The organism is Faecalibacterium sp. Marseille-Q3530, assembly GCF_017377625.1.
GTDB lineage: Bacteria > Bacillota > Clostridia > Oscillospirales > Ruminococcaceae > Faecalibacterium > Faecalibacterium prausnitzii_E.
Genome location: NZ_JAFREH010000005.1, coordinates 120,401 through 142,693 on the forward strand (window position 1 = coordinate 120,401; position 22,293 = coordinate 142,693).

The 22,293-nt window shown below is 49.4% G+C and carries 17 protein-coding genes; 12 read left to right on the top strand and 5 right to left on the bottom strand.

The annotated features are described in order from the left end of the window. Positions 1 to 4 precede the first annotated feature (4 nt). The 5 genes from J3350_RS06415 to ppk1 all read right to left on the bottom strand — a co-directional run bounded on the left by J3350_RS06415 (position 5) and on the right by ppk1 (position 6,851). Complete coding sequence (locus tag J3350_RS06415; RefSeq protein ID WP_112115028.1) at positions 5 to 1,078, bottom strand: ABC transporter substrate-binding protein; 1,074 nt, start codon at positions 1,076 to 1,078, stop codon at positions 5 to 7. Between the two features lie 65 nt (positions 1,079 to 1,143). After that, positions 1,144 to 2,097 (bottom strand): ABC transporter ATP-binding protein, encoded by a 954-nt coding sequence (locus J3350_RS06420; RefSeq protein ID WP_207686080.1) that lies wholly within the window; start codon positions 2,095 to 2,097, stop codon positions 1,144 to 1,146. Between the two features lie 180 nt (positions 2,098 to 2,277). Beyond that, positions 2,278 to 3,654: a magnesium transporter gene (gene mgtE / locus J3350_RS06425; protein ID WP_207686081.1), complete on the bottom strand. Its 1,377-nt coding sequence runs from the start codon at positions 3,652 to 3,654 to the stop codon at positions 2,278 to 2,280. 209 nt (positions 3,655 to 3,863) lie between these two features. Further along, the gene (locus J3350_RS06430; RefSeq protein ID WP_015536748.1) at positions 3,864 to 4,637 is read right to left on the bottom strand and encodes a TIGR02206 family membrane protein; all 774 of its coding nucleotides are present in this window, start codon (positions 4,635 to 4,637) and stop codon (positions 3,864 to 3,866) included. Between the two features lie 105 nt (positions 4,638 to 4,742). Next, on the bottom strand, positions 4,743 to 6,851 hold the full coding sequence (ppk1, locus tag J3350_RS06435; protein ID WP_207686082.1) for a polyphosphate kinase 1: 2,109 nt from the start codon (positions 6,849 to 6,851) through the stop codon (positions 4,743 to 4,745). Positions 6,852 to 7,027: 176 nt separating this feature from the next. On the opposite strand from ppk1, the gene J3350_RS06440 reads away from it, so the two are divergent. The 12 genes from J3350_RS06440 (at position 7,028) to J3350_RS06495 (ending at position 22,230) form a co-directional block, all read left to right on the top strand. Continuing rightward, positions 7,028 to 7,684, top strand: a complete 657-nt coding sequence (locus tag J3350_RS06440) for an HD domain-containing protein (RefSeq protein WP_015536750.1) — start codon at positions 7,028 to 7,030, stop codon at positions 7,682 to 7,684. A 104-nt stretch (positions 7,685 to 7,788) separates the two neighbouring features. Next, positions 7,789 to 8,058, top strand: coding sequence for a hypothetical protein (locus J3350_RS06445; RefSeq protein ID WP_207686083.1), 270 nt, complete (start codon positions 7,789 to 7,791; stop codon positions 8,056 to 8,058). A gap of 321 nt (positions 8,059 to 8,379) precedes the next feature. After that, on the top strand, positions 8,380 to 8,583 hold the full coding sequence (locus J3350_RS06450) for a helix-turn-helix transcriptional regulator (protein ID WP_242821978.1): 204 nt from the start codon (positions 8,380 to 8,382) through the stop codon (positions 8,581 to 8,583). A gap of 381 nt (positions 8,584 to 8,964) precedes the next feature. Continuing rightward, positions 8,965 to 10,524 (top strand): cardiolipin synthase, encoded by a 1,560-nt coding sequence (cls, locus tag J3350_RS06455; RefSeq protein ID WP_005921174.1) that lies wholly within the window; start codon positions 8,965 to 8,967, stop codon positions 10,522 to 10,524. Between the two features lie 210 nt (positions 10,525 to 10,734). Next, complete coding sequence (locus J3350_RS06460) at positions 10,735 to 12,168, top strand: phospholipase D family protein (protein WP_207686084.1); 1,434 nt, start codon at positions 10,735 to 10,737, stop codon at positions 12,166 to 12,168. Beyond that, positions 12,147 to 12,857 carry a response regulator transcription factor gene (locus tag J3350_RS06465; RefSeq protein WP_005946428.1) on the top strand — a complete coding sequence of 237 codons (711 nt, stop codon included), beginning with the start codon at positions 12,147 to 12,149 and terminating at the stop codon, positions 12,855 to 12,857. Before J3350_RS06460 ends, J3350_RS06465 begins: the two co-directional genes overlap by 22 nt. Next, positions 12,857 to 13,900, top strand: a complete 1,044-nt coding sequence (locus J3350_RS06470; RefSeq protein ID WP_005929825.1) for a HAMP domain-containing sensor histidine kinase — start codon at positions 12,857 to 12,859, stop codon at positions 13,898 to 13,900. The genes J3350_RS06465 and J3350_RS06470 overlap by 1 nt, the downstream gene beginning before the upstream one ends. Positions 13,901 to 13,933: 33 nt before the next feature. Then, complete coding sequence (locus J3350_RS06475) at positions 13,934 to 14,998, top strand: FUSC family protein (RefSeq protein ID WP_207686085.1); 1,065 nt, start codon at positions 13,934 to 13,936, stop codon at positions 14,996 to 14,998. Next, complete coding sequence (locus tag J3350_RS06480; RefSeq protein ID WP_005921183.1) at positions 14,988 to 15,419, top strand: hypothetical protein; 432 nt, start codon at positions 14,988 to 14,990, stop codon at positions 15,417 to 15,419. Before J3350_RS06475 ends, J3350_RS06480 begins: the two co-directional genes overlap by 11 nt. Positions 15,420 to 15,604: 185 nt before the next feature. Next, positions 15,605 to 15,940, top strand: coding sequence for a hypothetical protein (locus J3350_RS06485; protein WP_055189757.1), 336 nt, complete (start codon positions 15,605 to 15,607; stop codon positions 15,938 to 15,940). A gap of 25 nt (positions 15,941 to 15,965) precedes the next feature. Continuing rightward, a complete protein-coding gene (locus tag J3350_RS06490; protein ID WP_055189758.1) occupies positions 15,966 to 18,431 on the top strand; it encodes an RND family transporter in 2,466 nt (821 codons plus the stop codon). Continuing rightward, positions 18,403 to 22,230 (top strand): GLUG motif-containing protein, encoded by a 3,828-nt coding sequence (locus tag J3350_RS06495; protein WP_227612051.1) that lies wholly within the window; start codon positions 18,403 to 18,405, stop codon positions 22,228 to 22,230. Before J3350_RS06490 ends, J3350_RS06495 begins: the two co-directional genes overlap by 29 nt. The last annotated feature ends 63 nt before the right edge of the window (positions 22,231 to 22,293 follow it).

Here is a 22,293-nt window from a genome sequence, read left to right on the forward strand (position 1 = left end):
AGCGTTACCCGTTGCTGGCACCGCAGATCTGGTTGATCTTTGCGGCATCATCGCTGGCTTCCGCCATCATCTTGTCCCAATCGGGCGTGATCTGAGGAATATCCTCCAGATTGCTGCGCTTGTCGCACTTGATGTCGGTGCGGCCGGGCAGCAGATAAGCATTTGCCACCAGCTGCTGTGCCTCATCGCTGAACAGATAATCAACAAATGCCTTGGCATTGTCCATGTTGGGAGCCGTTTTCAGGATCATTGCCGGGCGGGGGTTCACGATGGTGCCGCCTGCCGGGTAGTAGATGTCCAGCGGCTCGCCCTTATTCTTGGAAGAATAGGCGTTGTAGTCCACGCCGGCCACAAGGATGCCCACTTCGCCGGTGGTGACAGCTTCCAGTGCAGCCTTGTTTGCGCCGGGGACCGTCATACCGTTGTCGGCCATAGCCTGAAAATCATCCCAGCCATTCTTGACCACATAGCCTGCCACAAAGTCCTTGCAGGCACCGGACTTTTCCGGGTCGGGGATGGCCAGCTGATCCTTATACTCTGCGTTGCCAAGGTCTTTCCAGTCGGCATCAAGCGTGGAGAACACCGTGGTGTTATAAATAACGCCCACAGCGGATGCACTGTAACCAAACAGCACACTGTCGTCATCCAGCCAGCCGTCCACGATGAGGTCGGCGTTTTCCGGGGTGTAGCTTTCCAGCTTGTCATCTGCTTTCATGGACAGACCATCCGACCAGGAAGCCAGAATCACTACATCGGCCACAGGGTTTGCTGCTTCGGCTTCCAGACGAGCGAGGATCTCGCCGGTAGTGCCCTGAAACTGCTCTACCTCGATACCAGTCTTTGCCGTAAAGCCCTCGGCCAGCTTATCGGCCAGACCAGCCGGAGAAGGCATATAGACCGTCACTTTGCCGGTGCCGGATGCGGCAGCGGGAGTGCTATCGCTTGCCACGCTGGAAGAAGCTGTGCTGGAAGCAACCGTGCTGCTTGCGGAGCCGCCGCAGGCGGTCAAGGCGGCAGCGGCAGTCAGAGTACCCGCCACAGCAAGAAAATTACGACGGCTGATTTTATAATTACGCATAAGGATTCTCCTTTTTCATTTCCAATGATGTATCATCAAGCCGCACCTTGCGGCAGGAAGCTGATTCAGACGGCAACGATGGCACTACGGGGCAGATAAAGCGAGATCTTTTCGCCCACCGAGACCCGTCGGGGGCTGATATATGTCCAGTCCTGTCCGTTGTGGTTCAGCTGTAGCTGGTAGCTGCTGCCAAGGACCTGCACCGCCGTGACATCGGCATCGTATTTTTCGGCCTGCTCGGTGGGAACCGTCTGTGCCTGTTCCGGGCGGAACAGATGATTCTGGTCGAGCCAGTTGGAAGAGCCTACAAATCGTGCCACGAACTCCGTTGCCGGATGGGAATAGATTTTTTCCGGGGTATCATACTGCTCAATTTTTCCGGCGTGACAGACCGCAATTGCATCGCTCATGCTCATGGCCTCAATCTGGTCGTGGGTCACAAACACGCCGGTAATGCCCAACTTGGTGATCAGCGTCCGCAGTTCCGAGCGCATCTCTTCCCGCAGCAGTGCGTCCAGTGCGGAAAGCGGCTCGTCAAACAGGATGCAGGCCGGTTCAATGACGATCGCGCGGGCAAATGCCACACGCTGCTGCTGACCGCCGGACAGCTGATGAGGATACCGCTGGGCAAAATCATCCAGCTGTACAGCGTGGAGTGCATTTTTCACCTTTTCGTCCAATTTGTCCGTCTTGCCAGCCGCCCGCAGGCCAAAAGCCACATTTTCAAAGACAGTCATGTGCGGCCAGAGGGCAAAATCCTGAAACACAAAGCCAAGGCCGCGCTTTTCGGGCGGGATATTGATCTTCTTTTCCGAGGAGAACACACAGCGATTCTCAAACCAGATCTCACCGCTGTCCGGCGTTTCCAGTCCGGCGATCATCCGCAACAGGGTGGTCTTGCCGCAACCGGAAGGTCCCAGCAATGTGGTCAGGCTGCCGCTTTGAATGACAAAGCTGGTAGGCTGGATCACCTGCTTTGCGCCAAAGGATTTTGTAACATGAACGAGCTTGATCTCCATATTTTGCACTCCTACTTTTGATACCTGCTCTATGGTAGCACGAAGGATTTGTGCAAACTATCCCAGTGGCGTAAATCTCATGTAAAAGTTTGGCAACAAAAAGTCCCCGCTGAACCTTAAGATCCAGCAGGGATTTCATGAAGATATAAATATCCGAAAATAAGCCCATCCAGAGGAAAGTCAGGCAAGATGGAACAGATCAATCAGCACCACCATTGCAAGGCCATAGTAAACGACAACCGCTACCAAATCGTTGATCGTCGTGATCAATGGTCCGGAAGCAACAGCCGGATCAATATGAATTTTATGGAATAGCATCGGAACCAATGTGCCCACCAGACTGGAAACGACCATGGCGACAACAAGTGATGCGCCTACACAGCCAGACAGCAGAAGTGCCGTATTCCAAGCGTAGCCTTTGAAAAAGTGGATATAACATCCCAGAAAACTCAGCGCCATTACGGCCAGAATCGTACCATTCAGCAATCCAACTCTGACTTCTTTCCAGAGCAGCTGAAATTTCTTGGATACCGTCAGATTTTCGTCTACCAGAACTCGAATCGTAACGGCCAATGACTGCGTGCCGACATTTCCCGCCATACCCAGCACCATAGACTGAAAACAGATCACAACCGGAAGCACTGCTACCACCGATTCAAATGCGCCAACGACCGAGGAAACCAGCATTCCAAGAAATAACAGAGCGGTCAGCCACGGAAGACGCTTTTTCACACTTTCAAAAACGCTTTCCCTCAAATCTTCCTCGCCGGTCAGACCACCCAGCTTTGCGTAATCATCGCTCATCTCATCGTCAACCAGTTCCACCACATCGGACGATGTTATGATACCCATCAATTTGCCTGCCTCATTCAGCACCGGCAGACTGCGCTCCGCATAGTCCACAATGCGCTCGATACAGTCGCTGATTTTTTCCCGATCTGTAACGTAGGGGTAAGACCCAACGATGAGTTCCGCAAGAGGATCTTCTGCACGTGCAATAATCAAATCTTTTAAGTCGATTGCACCATAGAAATGTTCATTTTCATCCACCACGTACAACACAGAGATGTTGTCATTCTCCCCGGCCTGCTTGACCAGCTCACTCATAGCCTGCCGGATGGTCATATCATTTTTGATGCGGATATAATTCGTCGTCATTTTGCTGCCGATCTCATCTTCGCTATAAGAAAGCAGCATCTTTACGTCTTCAATCGAATCTCTGTCCAGTTTGTTGACGATTTCACCCTTGTCTATCTCGTCAAGGCCTTCCAGCGCATCTGCCGCATCGTCCGAGTCCATGTTGGAAATAACTTTTGCAGCCTCATCTCTGGATAATTCTTTCAGATACGGCTCTGCATCGTCCAGATAGGCGAAGATCTCAGCCACTTCGTCTACTCCCAAAATGGGATAAAGCGACTTGCGTTCTGCAGGCATGAGCGCTTCCAAAGCATCCGCCAGATCTTTTTCATGGTAATCCGACAGTTTTTCGGCCAGTTCAGCCTGAGGTATATTGCCATGAATGATGTTCAAAATTTCCTGCACATAGTTTTTCTGCATGATCTGTCCTCTTGATTCTGTTATGTCAATCAAAAAATATCGTTTCACTTCAAAAATTCGAATTCTATCATAGCACGTCCGTCCTGTGACAGCCACCATTCCGGTGTAAACCCTTTGTAAAATCAGATATAAAAAATTCCCGTCAAAGCAGCAGACTTTGACGGGACGAAAGAAGAAAAGAAAGATACTCAATTGATGCACAGAGCCATTCAAGCTATAACCTGATCTCTTGCACAGAGCATACGTTGATGCCGCTCTGCCCTGTACCATGGCAGATAAAGAAGCAACAGGACTGCAGCAAGAACCGGCAGAAAGCCCAGTAGATAAAAACGTTCTCCAAAGCAGTGGGCGAAAAAGGCAGTAATCGCATTGCCCTGCGGATCATTGAGAAAGAAAAAGTTTGTTTTCAGCAGCCGATTCAGGAAAAAGATCGGCGTTGCGATTGCACACAGAAACGCCAGTACCCAGCGGATATGATGCACCTGCGGGCGAAATCCGCCAGCAAGCAGAAGGACCGGATAGAGGATCAGCAGAACGTGAATGCTATAGGAATGCAGATGCAGCAGGTTCCAGACCGGGAGCCGCTGCCATGAGGGGCTCAACATTGCGACCACTGCTCCCGGAATACAGAGCGCATAAAGGATTTCCTTGCTCCAACGGCTCTGGTGTATGGCATCGTACCAGCAGACAAAGATGTTGATGCTGCACAGGTGGAGAGGCAGATAGGTCACGTTCCATTGACCGGTGTACAGCAGGACGGCCTGCTTCATAAACTCATCGGCCAGCATCAGGACAAACACAGCGCGAAGGATCTGATGCCGGGTCACTTCCCTGCAGCGGTAGTAGATCACCGCACAGAGAAAAATGACCGCCGCTGCTCCCAGCAATTCTGCCCAATGCGTTGCACTGAACAAAGAGAAGGCGCGGTAATCCGCCCCGCGTTCTGCCTGTATCGTCTGCACGGATTTCCAGAAATCTTCCATAGGATTCTCCCTTTCTGCGATTTCATTCTACAATAAAATTGTATCATCGAAATCCAGTCGAAGAAACCGTGCTGCGGTCAAATCTGTGTGAAATCCGAGTGCATCTCACTTCAGACTGGAGTGCACGTTGGCCTGATAGGCTTCCTCGTAGAACTGTGCCTGACAATCCACGGCATCGGCACCGGGCATCCGGCGGACATAGCTGCCGTCCGGCTGCTGCACGCGGGCGTTGCAGTTGTCGGCCAGCATCGTGTCAAAGATGTGCTGCAAACGTGCCTTCAGAGCCGGAGCCGTGACCAGAGCCGCGATTTCCACGCGGCGGAGCGTAGAGCGGGTCATCCAGTCTGCCGAGCCGATGTAGTACCGGGCACGCTCTCCCTGTCCGAAAATGTAGATGCGGGAATGCTCCAGATAGCGGCCCACGATGCTGATGATATGGATATTCTCGGTCTCATCCGGGACACCGGCACGCAGGCAGCAGATGCCGCGCACCACCATATCGATGTAGACGCCCGCCTGACTTGCCTCGATGAGCTTGTTGATGAGCACTTTGTCGGTCAGGCTGTTGATCTTGATGCCGATGTAGCCGCCCTCGCCGCGGGCGGCAGCTTTGATCTCACCGTCTATCCGATTCAGCAGACGGTTCTGTAAGCAATGAGGCGCCACCAGCAGGTTCTTGACCGAATCCACCGTTTCGCCCTGATCCAGTGCGCGGAACACTTCGGTGGCTTCCAGACCGATTTCCTTGGATGCGGTCAGGAAAGAAAGGTCGGTGTACAGGCGGCTGGTCTTTTCGTTGTAGTTGCCGGTGCCGATCTGGGTGATGAAGGAAATACCCTCCTTCGTTTTGCGGGTGATCAGGCAGAGCTTGGAGTGGACTTTCAGCCCTTCAATGCCATACACCACATGACAGCCGGCACGTTCCAGCAGGCGGGACCACTCGATGTTGTTTTCCTCATCAAAGCGGGCTTTCAGCTCCACCAGAACATCCACCTGCTTGCCGTTTTCGGCGGCTTCCACCAGTGCATCCACCACCTTGCTGTGGTTGGCCAGACGATAAAGAGTCATCTTGATGGAGACCACGTCCGGGTCGCAGGCGGCCTCGTGCAGCAGCTGCAGGAAGGGACGGATGCTCTCATACGGATAGTGAATCAACTTGTCCTCTTCCAGGATCTGCGGAATGATGGGCTTGCGCTCGTCCAGTGCAGGGCTGGGCTGCGGGTGGCGGGGCGCAAAGAACAGGTCGGTGTGGCTGCGCAGCTGATCCTCGATCTGGAACAGGAAAGAGTGATCCAGCGGAGAATCGTATTCAAACACCCGCTTGGGGTCCAGTTTCAGGTTTTTGCACAGGGACTGGATAATTTCTTCGTCGATCTCACGGCTCAGTTCCAGACGGACAGGTGCCAGCTTTTTGCGCTTCTTGACCACTTCGGCCATGTGATCCCGGTAGTTCAGGTCTTCGTCATAGATCAGGTCGGCGTCAATATCCGCATTGCGGGTGATGCGGGCCAGCGTTTTGCTGGTGACCTTATAGCCCTTGTAGAGCAGTGGCAGGAAGTGCAGGATCAGTTCTTCCGACAGGATAAAGCAGCCAGTACGGCCCGGCACCGGCACCAGCCGGGGGAAGATCTCATTGCCGCAGGGCACAATGCCGATCTTCTTCTTTTCTGCCTTGGTGCTCAGCACCGCAACCGCATAGATGCCCTTGTTTTTCAGGAACGGAAATGCCTGCTTTTTGCTGATGATGAAACTGGACAGCAGCGGCAGGTAGTCCTGCCGGAACAGCTTTTCCAGTTCGGTACGGCTTTCTTCCTCCATATGGGCAAAGTCCAGCAGACGGATCCCCTGCTCTGCAAGCTGTTCCAGCAGACCATTATAAGCAGCGTCCCGGCGGGCTGTCAGCTTGTGGATAAAAGCCAGCGCTGCATCGATCTGTTCGCCGCTGGTCATATTCGTCTTATTTTCCCGTGCGTTTTTGTCCAGCAGCATCTGGTCTTGCAAGCTGCCGATGCGCACCATGAAAAATTCATCCAGATTGCTCTGGAAAATCGACAAAAAACTCAGCCGTTCACACAACGGCAGACGGGAATCCTCTGCCTCCTCCAGAACGCGTTCGTTGAACCGCAGCCACGAAAGCTCACGGTTTGCATAGCAATGATAGGTGTTTTCCATATTCCTCTTCCTTTTCTCTGACCGGAATGCTTCGGATTGCATGATACAAACGTTTTTATTGTACCGTGCAAATGTAAAATCAGAAATCAGGAATGTGTCTGGAATATGTAAAATCGCTTCTGCACACAGATTTTACCGCAATTTGATTGCAACCGCCTCGAAATCATCTTACAATAGTAGATACTTTCTTTTAATATATGAATCGGGGGCAGAGAACCATGACGTATAAAGACATCAAACACAATGAGGAAGTCAACGAACTGCTGAAAAAAGGCAACCAGAATCTAGGCCTGCTGGGCTACACCGAGCACTCACAAGCCCATTGTGTCCGGGTGGCAGAGACCGCCGCCCACATCCTGAAAAAATTCGGCTATCCGGAGCACGACATCGAGCTTGCCCGGATCGCAGGCTATATGCACGACATCGGAAACGCCATCAACCGCAGCCGTCACGCCGAATACGGCGGGCTACTGGCCAACGAGATTCTGAAGCAATATGACCTGAGCGTCCCGGACCGCATCACCATCGTGTCCGCCATTTCCAACCACGATGAATCCACCGGCGGGGCCGTGGATCCCATCTCGGCAGCACTCATCATCGGCGACAAGACTGATGTGCGCCGCAGCCGTGTGCGGGAAAAGCCCAAAGCATCCTTCGACATCCATGACCGGGTCAACTATGCGGTCACAGACCAGACCCTGAAGATCAACACCGAGAAAAAAGTCATCTCGCTGAATCTGCAAATCGACACCGATATTTGCAGCATGTACGAATATTTTGAGATTTTCCTGCAGCGGATGCTGATGTGCCGCGGGGCTGCCGATATGCTGGGAGCAACCTTCAAGTTGACGGCCAATGGGGCCAAAGTTCTTTAATGTGTGGCCATCTCCGCAAAGAACAGGAACTAGCCTTTATAATAAAAAACAAAAAGTCCCGCCTGAAAGTAAAGCCTTCACTTTCAGGCGGGATGTCTTTCAATATGACTGCTATGGCGGCATGCGTGACCATACCCTGTCAGATACAGCGTACTCCAGAGGTTATCTTCCGAGGCGTGCAGATAATCATAGGTCAGGTTTTCATCCACACGCTCAACGATGCAACCACCCGCCATCAGCGTTTCCAGTTTTTTTGTGATCGTACTGCCGGCATAGTCGATAAAGGAACGGATGATGGCATTTCTTCCTTGGTCAAAATGCGCTTGGTCACCCGCTCGGTGCGCTGCTTTTCTGCGGCAAGTTGCTCATCATAACGGCAGCAATAAGAGCGGGGCCTTGCAAAAGGCTCCACTCTTATCATAACGGACAGATTGTATGGGTGAAGCGCTGCGAAGAACTTGAATGCGGGGATATCGGGATATTCGTATATGATGACTGTGGATATCTGAAAAAATACGACGAACATACCCCAGACAAATCCCAAGCAGAGTTCCTTACCGACAGCTATGGCGTGGTGCATAACCAACCGGTTTTGGTCTCTCTTAACACCAAATATTCGCCAATCCTTATATCTCCAGAGCAAAGATTTGAGATCGTTGGAAAAGTTTTGAACTAAAAAGATGGGAGGGGTTTTCGTGGATACGATCAAGCGTGTTCAGGATTTGATGCAAGAGCGTGATATGAATCTATGTGTGTTGACAAAAAAATGCGGGATATCGTACTCCACAATCCAAAGTACTGCCCGTCGAGGAGGGCAGTTAAGCGTAGAGACGATTGAAAGAATTTGTCAGGGTTTGGGAATTACATTAAAAGACTTCTTCGATTCCTCCTACCTGTAAATATAGGGGCAGCAAAAAAGCCGTTCGCCACGCTGGAAAATCTGCGTGGTGAACGGCTTTAATACTGCTTCTATTTATCCTTTGGTAATCTCCAGATAAACACTAATCTCCATGATTGTTACCATTGAAGGAATACATTTGCGACGATCTTCGGGCATACCGAATAAGATTTGCCTTGGCAGTTGAAAACAGCTCAGGTTACCTATTGCAATTCTGACTATTTGGAATATACTTGTAAGTATCAAATTATTTCACTGTATGAGGACATCCGCACCAAACTTATCCAGTCCGGTGTAATGAAATGCAGAGAATAAAAGACAAAATTGGTATGTTCCACGAAATTTAGGGAGAAAACTGAGCAAGTAGGAAGGCGGAATATATATGAAACAAGATACTTTAGAGGGCAAAGCAAAAACAAAAAATGGGGTAAAACGGCTGTGTTTTTCCATAATCTGCATTCTTCTGGAAGTGATTTTTATTATTACTATCGTAACACGCTTGAATGAATATGCAGAAGTCATAAATTTATTTACAAGGATTTTGAGTGGGATCTTGGTTTTGGGATTGTACGCATCAAATAAGACATCCTCTATGAAAATGCCTTGGGTCATCTTAATTCTAATTTTCCCAATTATGGGTGTAGGCCTGTATTTGTTGATTGGTTTGAATGGTGGCACACATAAAATGCGTGAGCGGTATGCAGAAATTGATAGCAAATTGTTACCAATGCTTCCGGACAGTCAGGAGTGTTTGAGCAGAATAAAAGAAACAATTCCGAAAGCAGGAAATATAGCAAGTTACATACAAAGAAATTCGCAGTATCCAATCTATCAGAATACGGATATTGTGTATTTTGATGAAGCAGTGAAAGGATTAGAGGCACAGCTTAAGGATTTGGAGAAAGCACAAAAGTTTATCTTTATGGAATATCATGCGATAGAAGACGCTGAAGCATGGCATAAGATTCAAGATGTTCTGGAAGAGCGAGTAAAAGCCGGTGTGGAAGTTAGAGTATTCTACGATGACATGGGTTCTATAGGCTTTATTAACACAGATTTTGTGAAAAAAATGGAGACAATAGGAATTCATTGCCGTGTATTCAATCCGTTTATGCCAGGTTTAAATCTGTTTTTGAACAATCGTGATCATAGAAAAATAACAGTTATTGATGGAAAAGTCGGATTTACAGGTGGATATAATCTAGCAAACGAATATTTTAATTACACACACCCGTATGGACAGTGGAAAGATACAGGTATTCGTTTAGAAGGAGATGCTGTTCAGTCGCTTACAGTGACATTTTTAGAAATGTGGAATGCTGTTAGTGAAAAAGCTACGAATGATACTGATTTTAGTAAATACATTATTCATTACGATTATAAAGCACAGCAAACAGGTTTTGTTCAGCCTTATGCAGACAGTCCTATGGATAATGAGCAGGTCGGAGAAGAAGTTTATATCAGTATGATAAATAAAGCTGAAAAATATTGTTGGTTTATGACTCCATATCTAATCATAACAGATGAAATGACGCATGCGTTATGTCTGGCTGCTAAGCGAGGGGTAGACGTAAGAATTATCACACCTGGTATCCCTGATAAAAAATTCATTTATAATGTAACTCGTTCTTTTTATCATGGATTAGTTAAACATGGTGTTCGTGTTTATGAGTGGACTCCTGGTTTCTGTCATGCAAAAATGAGTGTGGCAGATGACTGTATGGCAACTTGTGGAACAATTAATTTGGATTATCGAAGTTTATATCACCATTTTGAAAACGGCTGTTTTATGGCAGATTGTCAGGCAGTTGTGGAAATAAAAAATGATCTGATAAGAACGATGGGAGAATGTCGTGATGTGACAGACCAATATCAAACCGGACGAAGTGCATATTTGCGACTGGGACAATTATTTATGAGATTATTTGCTGGATTGCTATAAGAATCTGATGAAACGACCTTTCAAAAAACAGTTGATTTAGAAGTTAACTGTTTTTGAAAGGCCGTTTTTGCTATATCTAACAGTCTGTTGTACAAAGAAGATTTTGCATGGATGAAAAAACAAACCTTGTTGAGGTTAAATTGAGTTTTCTATTGTATTGTATTGCTAATGAATAAGAATAAGAAATAAAAAGGAATCAGGTGATGTACAATGAAAAAGCATAAAATATGTAAAATCCTTCTTGTTATACTGGCAATTTTTTTATGTGTGGCTTTTTATGAATTGCTCGGAATCTGCGTTGCATATAAAAAGCAGCCGGAAGTGTCCAATACAACCAAAAAAGAAACAAAAAATGGGTCATGGAACAAATGCAGTGAAAATACAGAACGGGCAGTAATCATAGAAAAGAATCCAGAAGCGCTTTTACAAAGAGTACGTTTGATCAAGAATGCAAAAAAGGAAATTATTCTTTCTACTTTTGCATTTCAATCCGATGAAAGTGGAAAATTGATCTTAGGAGCACTGCATGATGCGGCAGACAGAGGTGTACAAATTCGTCTGTTAGTAGATGGAATGGAGAGCTGGCTTGATATGGAAGGAAATCCGTATTTCTATGGATTATCTTCCCATGAGAATGTTGAAATTAAACTGTATAATAAGGCCAATCCGTTGAAACCGTGGAAAATAATGGGTAGAATGCATGATAAATATTTGATTGCAGATGGAAAGAGATATATTCTTGGGGGAAGAAATACATACAATTATTTCCTGGGTGATTTTCCGGGACATAAGAACTATGACAGAGACGTGTTAGTGGTTTGCGATGAACCTGAGAAAGAAAATTCAGTTAACCAGTTGTTAAAGTATTTTGAAACGATATGGGAACAAGAAGACAGTGATTATTTTCATGACAATAAAAAACTGGCAAATAGAAAATCTGTAAAGAACGCAGTTTTAGAGCTGCAGAACGGCTATCAGAAATATTTTGAAGAGAATAAGGAAAGAATCTGCGATACCGATTACACGGACGAAACTTTTGAGACAGAAAAGATTGCATTAGTGTCAAATCCTATTCACACAGGTTCCAAAGAACCAGTAGTGTGGTATCAGTTGGGAGAATTGATGAAAAATGCAAAAAATCGTGTGAAGATCCACACGCCATATATTATCTGTAATGATATGATGTATAATACATGGGAGGAGATTGCAGAGAACGTTTCAGATTTTTCTATCATGACAAATTCAGTTGCGAATAATGGGAATCCATTTGGGGCTACCGATTATGCGAAAAACAGAAATAGAATCTTAAGTACAGGAATTAATATCTGGGAATATGAAGGCGGTTATTCATACCACGGAAAAAGTATTCTGATTGACGATGATCTGTCTGTAATCGGTTCCTTTAATATGGACATGAGAAGTGCATATCTGGATACGGAACTGATGCTTGTAATTCGCAGTAAAGATATTAATAAACAGTTGGAAGAGGGCATGATGGAATATGAAAGAGTGTCCCGCCAGGTATTGGAAGATGGAACCTATCGTGATCCATATCATGTAGAGCCAATCGAATTAACAAAGAAACGTCAGAGAAAAATATTTTTGGTACAGCATCTGCTTGGATGGGCAAGGTATCTGTTTTAATAAGGAGGAAGGAAAACGTGTTTCAAATATTGATTGTAGAAGATGATAAAGAATTAAGCCAGCTATTCCAAAAAGTGCTTGAGAAGAATGGATATCAAGTCAAAAGTGCATCGGATGGAGCACAGGCATTAGAAGTATTGGTTAAGGAATATATTGATCTGATCATTTCTGATATTATGATGCCGGTTATGGATGGTTATGAACTGGTGTCGGAACTCCGTTCAGCAGGATATCAGATACCTGTACTTATGATCACTGCGAAAGGTTCCTTTGATGATATGCGCCAGGGATTTCTTTCGGGAAGTGACGATTATATGGTAAAACCGGTAAATGTGAATGAAATGGTTTTAAGAGTCGGAGCACTGCTTCGCCGTGCACAGATACTGAATGAACACAAAATTGTGATCGGTTCAACAGAGTTTGATTATGATGCAATGACGGTTACAACTGATAAGGAAAGTCTTGTTTTGCCTAAAAAAGAATTCCTGCTTTTATATAAGCTTGCAGCTTCGCCAGGCAGAATATTTACAAAACAACAGTTGATGGATGAAGTATGGGGATACGAGACGGAGGCAGACCCACATACGATAGAGGTACATATAGGAAGAATCAGGGAGCGTTTGAAAGATAACCCTGATTTTGAAATCGTAACAATGCGTGGAATTGGATACAAGGTGGTGAAAAAATAATGGAACAAAAGAAAGAAAAAGGATTGCGTATCCGATCCTGTCTGACTGGTGCAATCTGGCTGGCACTTGTATTTTCAACAGTCATATCTGCGTTATTATTTGCTTTTTTGAATCATTTTTTTAATCTGCCGGGCAGCATACCTGTGCTTGGCTGGCTTTTGATTTTCAATACATTGATTGCAGGGCTGATCACTTCCTTTATTAATGCAAAGTTACTGGAACCAATTACAAGACTTAGTAAAGCAATGAAGGAAGTTTCTCGGGGAGATTTTGAACAGCATTTGGAAACGAACAGCCGTATAGCAGAAGTTGGAGAATCTTATCAAAGTTTTAACGTTATGACAAAAGAACTTCGTGCAACAGAGGTGCTGCAGATGGATTTTGTATCTGATGTTTCTCATGAGTTTAAGACCCCGATTAATGCCATTGAAGGATATACAATGCTGCTTCAGGGAGAAGAACTGTCTCCGGATCAAGAGGAATATGTAGAAAAAATCTTATTTAACACCCAAAGACTTTCCGGATTGGTTGGTAATATTTTGCTGTTATCCAAGTTAGAGAATCAGAATATACCAATGAAAAAAACAGAATATCGTCTGGATGAACAGATCCGCCAGGCAGTTCTTTCATTGGAAACAAAATGGACAGAAAAAGAAATTGGTTTTCAGGTAGAATTGGAGGAAGTTAAATATACTGCGAATGAAGGACTTTTTATGCATATCTGGATAAATCTTTTAGATAATGCGATTAAGTTCAGCCCTTCAAAGGGGACAATTACGATGTTTCTGAAACAAGAACAGGATTCTGTTAAGTTCATTCTGGAAGATGAAGGACCAGGAATAGAGGATGATGTAAAATCCAGAATATTTGACAAGTTCTATCAGGTAGATGGATCTCATAAAGCAGAAGGAAATGGCCTAGGTCTTGCACTTGTAAAACGGATTGTAGATAGTGCCGGAGGAACAATCAAAGCAGAAAACCGTGAATATGGTGGATGCAGATTTGTTATAGAGTTGCCAAAGCAGAAAGATGAGATTATCTAGTTTTAAGATAAATTAGAAGATGGGAGAATTTATATGACATTTTATCAGGAGTTGCAGTTAAATCAGGCAGGTTCTAAAAACCTGTTGAAAAAGAGTGAAACACTAAAAGAAAAATTATATCATATGTGGGTATATCTGGTGAAGATAGCTGCTACAATGGCATTTTGTTTTTTCTTTGTTAGTATTTTCAGCATCCTATTTGGAAATGAGAACAGCATTGTAGGTGTAGTAGTCTTATTATGTCTCATGGTGTTTAGGAATGCGGATCTGGGGATCCACACCGGACAATCTACGATGCTTTTGGCTTTGTTCTTTGTAATTATGACTGTATGTCCGCATTTAGCAAATCAGTTTTCACCGGTATTGGGAATGCTGTTAAATATTGCGGCACTGGCTGTGTTGATTCTGTTCGGATGCCATAATCCATCCATGTTTAATCAATCTACATTGGTTCTTGGGTATCTGTTGCTATATGGTTATGATGTTACGGGAAAAAGCTATCAGATGCGATTAGTCGAAATGGCTTTAGGTGCAGCACTTACCTGCTTCGTATTTTATCGAAATCATAAAAACAGAACTTATAAAAGAAATCTGAAAGATCTGATACAAGAATTTGATATCACTTCTTCCAGAACAAAATGGCAGATATGTCAGATTTTATGCGTACCGATTGTCCTTTGCATTGCAGAACTTTGTAATATGCCACGTGCAATGTGGGCTGGTATTGCGGCCATGTCCGTGATTTTGCCGTCTATGGAAGATATGCACTACAGAGTCCGTAAAAGGATTGTCGGAAATATTGCAGGTGTTATATGTTTTACAGTATTATATTTTCTGCTTCCTTCGTCAATCTATGCATATATAGGAATTCTTGGTGGAATCGGTGTAGGATTTTCAGCACAATATGGCTGGCAGGCAGTATTTAACACATTTGGTGCTTTAGCCATTGCTGCAGAGACATATGGACTACAAGGAGCGGTTAGTCTTAGAGTGAGTCAAAATGTTTTTGGTGTTGTGTTTGCTTTAGCATTTTGTGTTATATTTTATTGGTTTATGCCTAAAAAAAAGGAAAGTGAGGTGACCGTACATGCAGAGTGAAGTGAATCAGGAAGAAAATTTGAATACCACTGATTTTGACGAGCACTTCGCTAAAATTTCGTCCTATATTGTAGACACATTGCACGGCGTTCCACTTGAGATGACCGAGGATGAAAAAGAACAATTTCGCATACAGGTTATTTCAAATCAGTATGCAGAACGGTTGCTAAGTGAAGCCGAAAAGACAGAAACGTATAGAGGTTTATCAAAAATTGATATTCTCCATACAGTTTCTATCCCTCAACTGGCTAGAACAATCCCACTTAAAGGTTTGAATCTCAGTTTAGAAAAATACAGAATGCCGGATGGTGTAATAATAGAGGTTGAGAGTTCGTCACATTATTTGGGGTCATTTAGTGAGAAAAATGATTCTTCCACAAATTGGATAGAAAAGATCATGGAGGGTGTCGGTATTCACTAGATGGATTCTCAAGAAGCATATGCACGAAAGTTCTGCACGCGATAAGTATCTTGCCATTATGAAGCCCTACCTTCTGATGTGGCACAGTAGCAGTTGAAAACAGCTCAGGTTACCTATTGCAATTCTGACTATTTGGAATATACTTGTAAGTATCAAATTATTTCACTGTATGGGAGGAAATTATTATGGCAAGACCCAAGGGAAGCAAGAATAAGACCCGTATTGTAAATGCCAACGTTGATTATGCAGCCGTCGTTGCAGAAAAGACCGCCGAAAAGGAAAAAATCGAATCTGAGGTTGCTGCGCTGACTGCAAATCTCGATGATCTGAAGACGCAGCTGAAAGCCAAGAAAGCAGAATTGAAAGCCGCCACCAAGGAACTTACCAAAGCCGAAAACAAAAAAGCTGCCGCCGAAGCAAAGGCAATGGAAGAAGCAAAGAAAGGCGAAGCAGAAGATGTGCTGAAGAAGCTGCTGGCCAGCGGTATGACGGCTGAGGAAATCCTTGCAAAACTCCAGTAATGCAATGCCGAGAGGAGGGAACACGATGACCGAGCAGGAACAGCCCAAAAACGATTTTATGCACAAGCTCGCGCTGCAAATTGTTGAGCGGCGCAACCTTGTGTTCCTCATCGTCATTCTGGGAACCATCTTCACCATCTTCTCCCGCAGCTGGGTCAAGGTGGAAAGCGACCTGACCACCTATCTGCCCAAGACCAGCGAGACCCGCATGGGCCTGGACATTATGGAAAAAGAGTTTACCACCTACGGTTCTGCCGATGTCATGGTGGCAAACATCACGCCGGACGAGGCAGACCAGCTGAACGACGAGCTGGCGGGCCTCAGGGGCATCCAGATGATCGAGTACGATGATACCACCGCCCATTATAATAATGTATCGGCGCTGTACTCCATCACATTCGATTACCCCGAGGACGACGACCAGTGCCTGGAAACGCTGGAAAGCGTCAAGGAGTACCTGAAAGACTACGATATCTACGTTTCCACCTCGCTGGGCAATACGCAGGAGGAGACGATTGAGCGTGAAGTCAATGTCATCATGGTGTATGTTGCCATCATCATTGTGGTGGTGCTGATCTTCACCTCCCAGACCTATGCGGAAGTTCCCGTGCTGCTGCTCACTTTCGTGGTGGGCATGATCCTCAACATGGGCACCAACTTCCTGCTGGGCACCATCTCGTTCGTTTCCAACTCGGTCACGAACATTCTGCAGCTGGCCCTTTCGCTGGACTACGCCATCATCTTCTGCAACCATTTTAAAGAAGAACACGAGACCCTGCCCTTGAAAGAGGCGGTCATCGAGTCGCTGGCCAAGAGTATCCCGGAGATCAGTTCCAGCTCCCTGACCACCATCGGCGGTCTGGTGGCCATGCTGTTCATGCAGTTCAAGATCGGCCCGGATATGGCCATCTGCCTCATCAAGGCCATCCTGTTCTCCATGCTGTCGGTCTTCGTGGTCATGCCCGGCCTGCTGATGCTGTTTGGCCCTTACATGAGCAAGACCAAGCACCGCAACTTTGTGCCCAAGATCTCGTTCGTGGGCCGCTATGCTTACAAAACCCGCAAGATCGTTCCCATCGTCTTTGCAGTGGTGCTGGTGTTTGCCTACCATTTCCAGACACAGTGCCCCTACGCCTATGGCTACGGCCCGATCAAGACGCCAGTGTTGAATGAGACGCAGATCGCCGATAACATGATCGACGAAAACTTTACCAAGTCCAACCTGGTGGCTCTCGTCGTACCAAAGAACGACGATTACCGGGTGGAAGCAGCCATGATCAAAGAACTGGAAAGCCACGATGAGGTGGACCACACCCGCGGCCTTTCCAACATTGAGGCCATGGACGGCTACATGCTGGAAGACCGGCTCACTTCCCGCCAGTTCTCTGAGATGGCGGGCCTGGATTACGAGCTGGCCCAAGTGGTCTACACAGGCTACGCGTTGGAAAATGATGAGTACGGCCAGGTCATTGGCAACTTCTCCAACTACAGTGTGCCGCTCATTGATATGTTCCTCTACGTCTGTGACGAGGTCGATTCCGGCATTGTCAGCCTGGACCAGGATCAGATCAACGACCTGCATGATGCCCAGACCCAGATGCTGAGCGCAAAGGCCCAGCTGCAGGGTGCGGATTACAACCGTATTCTGGTCTACCTGAACCCCAGCCTCCAGAGCGGGGATGAAATGTATGAGTTCACGGACCAGATGCGCACCATCGCCCGGAAGTATTACCCGGACGGCGACATCTATCTGGCGGGCGACGCCACCAACGAGTACGACTTCCAGAAGTCGTTTGCCATCGACAACATCGTGGTCAGCGTGGTCTCCGTGCTGATCGTGCTGATCGTCCTGCTGTTCACGTTCCAGTCGGTGGCAATGCCCATCCTACTGATCCTCGTCATCGAGGGCGCGATCTGGGTCAACTTCTCCGTCCCCGCTTTTATCCACACGCCGCTGTACTTCATGGGCTACCTGATCGTCAGCTCCATCCAGATGGGTGCAAACATCGATTACGCCATCGTTATTGCAACCCGCTACAACGAGCTGCGGGATAAGATGGACCATAAGACAGCCATGATCGAGACGCTGAACTTTGCGTTCCCCACCATCCTCACTTCCGGCACCATCATGACGGTGGCCGGTACCCTTATCGGTCAGATGACGTCCGATGCCTGCATCGTGGGCATCGGCCAGTGCCTGGGCCGCGGTACCATCATCTCCATCTTCCTGGTGCTGTTCGTCCTGCCGCAGATCCTGCTGGTGGGTGGCAAGCTGGTGGATAAAACTTCGTTCTCCATGCATCATGTGGTGCTGCACACCAACACGGCCAGCGGCCGGGTGCGTGTCAATGGCATGGTGCAGGGCGAGGTGAACGGCTCCGTGGCCGGTACCATGAACGCCGTTGTGGATGGAAACGTACATCTTACCGTTCTTTCTGGTAAAATCTCACAGGAGGTGCAGGATGAAAACGACTCCCATGCGGACGAATGAGTCTGCGGCGGGCAGCACCCGGCTGCTGCACCGCCTGACCGCTGCGCTGCTGGCACTGGTGCTGGCGGCTTCGGCGGCGCTGCCGGTATTTGCGGCCGACACCGCGCCGACGGATACCATTTACATCAACAGTGTTTCGGACCTGCTGGCCTTTGCCGACAAATGCGGCTTTGATCAGTGGTCCAAAGGCAAGACCGTGATCCTGCAGGAAGACCTCTCGCTGGAGGATACGGAGTGGGCCCCCGTTGCGTCGTTCAGCGGCGCGTTCAAGGGCAACGGCCACACCATCTCGGATGTCAGCCTCGTGGGGGCTTATTCTCCAGCCGGCTTCTTCGGCATCCTGGAAGAGGGCGGTTCCATTCAGGACCTTACCATCAAGGGTGTGGTCAATCCCGCTGGTACCCAGAAGACCGCAGGCGGTCTGGTGGGCACCAACTACGGCACCATCATCAACTGCACGTTCTCCGGTGCTGTCCACGGCGAGGAGGAGGCGGGCGGTCTGGTGGGCCGCAATGAGACGAGCGGAACCATCGACCACAGCACTTCCCGTGCCATGGTCAGCGGTGCGTATGCCACCGGCGGCATCGTGGGCTACAACCTCGGTGTCATCACCGGCTGCACCAATGTGGGCGCCGTCAACTCCGAGTATCAGGAGTCCGCCCTCGATATGGAGGGCCTCCCGGCCACCCTGCTGGAGCTGGTCAAGAAGGATATGGGCGATGACCTGAGCAATAACATCTCCAATGTCTCCTCGGATACCGGCGGCATTGCAGGCCGCTCCTCCGGCCTGATCCTCAGCAGTGCCAACGCGGGCGACGTGGGCTATGCCCATGTAGGCTATAACGTGGGCGGCATCGTGGGCCGGACCGATGGCCTGATCTCCGGCTGTGTCAACCAGGGCCTGGTACAGGGCCGCAAGGACGTGGGCGGCATTGCCGGCCAGGCAGAGCCCTATGTGGAGCTGGACCTGGACCAGAGCACCATCAACCGTCTGCGCACCGAGCTGGACACGCTGCACACCATGGTCAACGGCGCGGCCGATGACATGGACGGCAGCACCAGCCTCCTCAATACCGACCTCAACACCCTGAACTCTCAGATGGACACTGCCGTGCAGGCAGCCCGCCGTCTGCAGGAGCAGGGAGGCGATTACTTTGACGAAGTGGCGGACGAGGTGGACCGCACGGGAGACCTCATCTCCGATACATTTACCCGGCTGGAGCCCGTGATGGACACGGGTGTCGACGCACTGGATAAGATGACCACCGCCGTGGGCCAGCTCAAGTGGGTCACCGCGGAGATGGCGGCCGAGATGCTGACCGCCTCCACGGCACTGGCCAAGGCTTCTTCCGGCGCGCACAAGGCCAGCGACGCGCTGGATTCCAGCAAGCAGGGTCTGGAGCAGATCAGCAAGGGCCTGGACGACCTGATCGCCTCGCTGCCGGGCAAGGATGACAGCGGCCTGAGCAGCGCCATCAGCACCATTCTGGGCGGCTATTCCAGCGTGTCCGGTGACGCGGTGGACGATCACATCAAAACAGCCATCTCCCTGCTGCAGGTGGCGAATTCCGCCATGAGCATCCTCTCGTTGGGCTCCGGCATGAGCGGCCAGATGAAGCTGCTGACCACCGGCCTGGGTCTGCTGCGGAGCGCCACGCTGCTGGCCGATGACGGCCAGCTGGCTTCCGCCGGCAAGCAGGTCACCCGCGCCGTGGGCAATATGGCAGGCCGGGCCACGCAGATCGGCGCGCTGCTGGGCAACACCGCCAACCTCGTTTCGGAGCAGGGCAATCCCCAGATGGCTTCTGCCCTTACCAGCATGTCCGGCGCGCTTGGCAATGTGGGCGACCAGCTGGGCAATCTGGAAGATATTCTGGATAAGCTGGGCTTCAACACCGGCAACATCAGTTCCGGCAATGCCTCCATTCAGGCGGGTCTGGATTCCCTGAGCGATGCCGCACAGGATCTGGGCAAGGCTGCGGATGATTTTGACAAGTCTCTGGATATCCTCAAGACGGATTCCGCCCTCACCAGCGCAACGCTGGGCCACATGTCCGCCAGCCTCGGCATCATGGCGGAGGGCATGAGCGGCCTGACCAGCATGACCAGCCAGGCGGCGGATATCGTCCACTGGCTGGCGGAGCAGGATCCCATCCATGTGCCGCGCCCCTCTTCCGAGATGACCGCGACCAAGGATGAACTGTTTGACGCTGTGACGAACATGACCGACCAGATGAGCACCCTCAACCGGGATATGCTCTCGGCCAGCAACACCCTCACCAGCAACCTCCGCTCCATCAACGACCAGATCAATGTGGTCTCCAACCTGCTGCTGGATGCTGTGGAAGAGATCAGCGACCCCGGCAGCAAGAACATCTTTGAAGATGAGTCCGAGAACCTGACGGCTCAGAACGAGGGCAAGATCGAGGGCTGCACCAACCGCGGCACCGTGGAAGCCGACATGAATGTGGGCGGCATCGCGGGTACCATGGCGGTGGAAAACACCCTTGACCCCGAAGACGACGATAAGGATGAGAACCGTTCGCTCCTGCGCACCGAGTACACCATCAGCGCGGTGGTGATGAACTGTGTCAACGAGGGCACCGTTACCTCCAAGAAAAAGGCGGCAGGCGGCATCTGCGGCGAGATGGATCTGGGCTACATCACGGGCTGCGAAGCTTACGGCAAAGTGGATGGCAACAACAAGGTGGGCGGCATTGCAGGCCATTCCTCCGCAAAGCTGATCTCCAACTGGGCCAAGTGTGAGCTGACTGGCAGCAAGTACATTGGCGGCATCGTGGGCCAGGGCGCGGACAGTGTCCTGACCGGCAACAGCTGCATCATCAAGGATAACCGCGCCATGGTGGAGATCCATGAGCCGGACGATGACGGGGATGACTCCGAAGTGGCCCTCTCCACGAGCAGCAGCAACACCGACGGTCAGTATTGGGGCGCCATTTCCGGCGGCCAGGATGGTACGTTCACGGGGAACCTGTTTGTCTCCGATACCCTGCGCGGCGTTGACCGCATCAGCCGTGCCGGTCAGGCAGAGCCCATTGATTACGATACCATGCGGGCACTGGAGGGCGCGCCCAAGGGCTTCCAGAAGCTGACGCTGACCTTTATGGCCGACGGCCACATCGTGGACCAGCGCACCTTTACTTACGGTGCATCGTTTACCGAGGCGGATTACCCCGAACTGCCTCAGAAAGACGGTTACCTTGCCGAGTGGAACACCCCGGTGCTGGATGACCTCCATCTGGACACCGTGGTCACGGCGCTGTACACCTCTTACACCCCGGCACTGAAGAGCATTGATGTCCGCATCAACGGCCGTCCGATCTTCTATGTGGATGGCCTGTTTGGCGGCTCCAATGCCCTGAGCGTTACCTCCCAGACGCCGTCCGGCGTGGCCAATGCCACCGAGCAGTGGCTGCTGGACTTCTCGGACGACGGGCAGGAGACCCACACCATCCGCTATCTGCCGCAGGGCAAGCAGGGCAGCGTCTATGTCCAGCAGGATGGCAAATGGATCAAAGTGCCTACCGATACCTTTGGCAGCTACATCACCTTTACGGCTGCCGGGACCGAGATCGTCATGGCCTTTGTGCCCAAGGGCATCCCGCTCTGGGAGCTCTGCGGCGGCACGGTAGCCGCGCTGCTGGTGGCAGCATTCCTCGCACGGAAGCTGATCCACAAGCGTAAGGCCCGTAAGGCCAAAAAGAACGCTGCCCCCGTGGAGGAACTGGATACGCCGATTGAATCGGACGACCAGAGCACCGAGCAGCACACCAAATAAAAACCAGCCCTTGGGCTGAAACGGAAAAGGCTCCGGGCTTGCCTCCCTGTGAAAGGGGAGTGC

Bases quoted from the DNA above. Each gene is read 5' to 3' on its own strand.
- J3350_RS06480 (WP_005921183.1), top strand. From the start codon at position 14,988: ATGCAGAGTGAAGTGAATCAGGAAGAAAATTTGAATACCACTGATTTT.
- cls (WP_005921174.1), top strand. From the start codon at position 8,965: ATGAAACAAGATACTTTAGAGGGCAAAGCAAAAACAAAAAATGGGGTA.
- J3350_RS06430 (WP_015536748.1), bottom strand. From the start codon at position 4,637: ATGGAAGATTTCTGGAAATCCGTGCAGACGATACAGGCAGAACGCGGG.
- ppk1 (WP_207686082.1), bottom strand. From the start codon at position 6,851: ATGCAATCCGAAGCATTCCGGTCAGAGAAAAGGAAGAGGAATATGGAA.
- J3350_RS06465 (WP_005946428.1), top strand. From the start codon at position 12,147: ATGGGCAAGGTATCTGTTTTAATAAGGAGGAAGGAAAACGTGTTTCAA.
- J3350_RS06420 (WP_207686080.1), bottom strand. From the start codon at position 2,097: ATGGAGATCAAGCTCGTTCATGTTACAAAATCCTTTGGCGCAAAGCAG.
- J3350_RS06475 (WP_207686085.1), top strand. From the start codon at position 13,934: ATGACATTTTATCAGGAGTTGCAGTTAAATCAGGCAGGTTCTAAAAAC.
- J3350_RS06460 (WP_207686084.1), top strand. From the start codon at position 10,735: ATGAAAAAGCATAAAATATGTAAAATCCTTCTTGTTATACTGGCAATT.
- J3350_RS06440 (WP_015536750.1), top strand. From the start codon at position 7,028: ATGACGTATAAAGACATCAAACACAATGAGGAAGTCAACGAACTGCTG.
- J3350_RS06415 (WP_112115028.1), bottom strand. From the start codon at position 1,078: ATGCGTAATTATAAAATCAGCCGTCGTAATTTTCTTGCTGTGGCGGGT.
- mgtE (WP_207686081.1), bottom strand. From the start codon at position 3,654: ATGCAGAAAAACTATGTGCAGGAAATTTTGAACATCATTCATGGCAAT.
- J3350_RS06495 (WP_227612051.1), top strand. From the start codon at position 18,403: ATGAAAACGACTCCCATGCGGACGAATGAGTCTGCGGCGGGCAGCACC.
- J3350_RS06485 (WP_055189757.1), top strand. From the start codon at position 15,605: ATGGCAAGACCCAAGGGAAGCAAGAATAAGACCCGTATTGTAAATGCC.
- J3350_RS06470 (WP_005929825.1), top strand. From the start codon at position 12,857: ATGGAACAAAAGAAAGAAAAAGGATTGCGTATCCGATCCTGTCTGACT.
- J3350_RS06490 (WP_055189758.1), top strand. From the start codon at position 15,966: ATGACCGAGCAGGAACAGCCCAAAAACGATTTTATGCACAAGCTCGCG.
- J3350_RS06445 (WP_207686083.1), top strand. From the start codon at position 7,789: ATGACTGCTATGGCGGCATGCGTGACCATACCCTGTCAGATACAGCGT.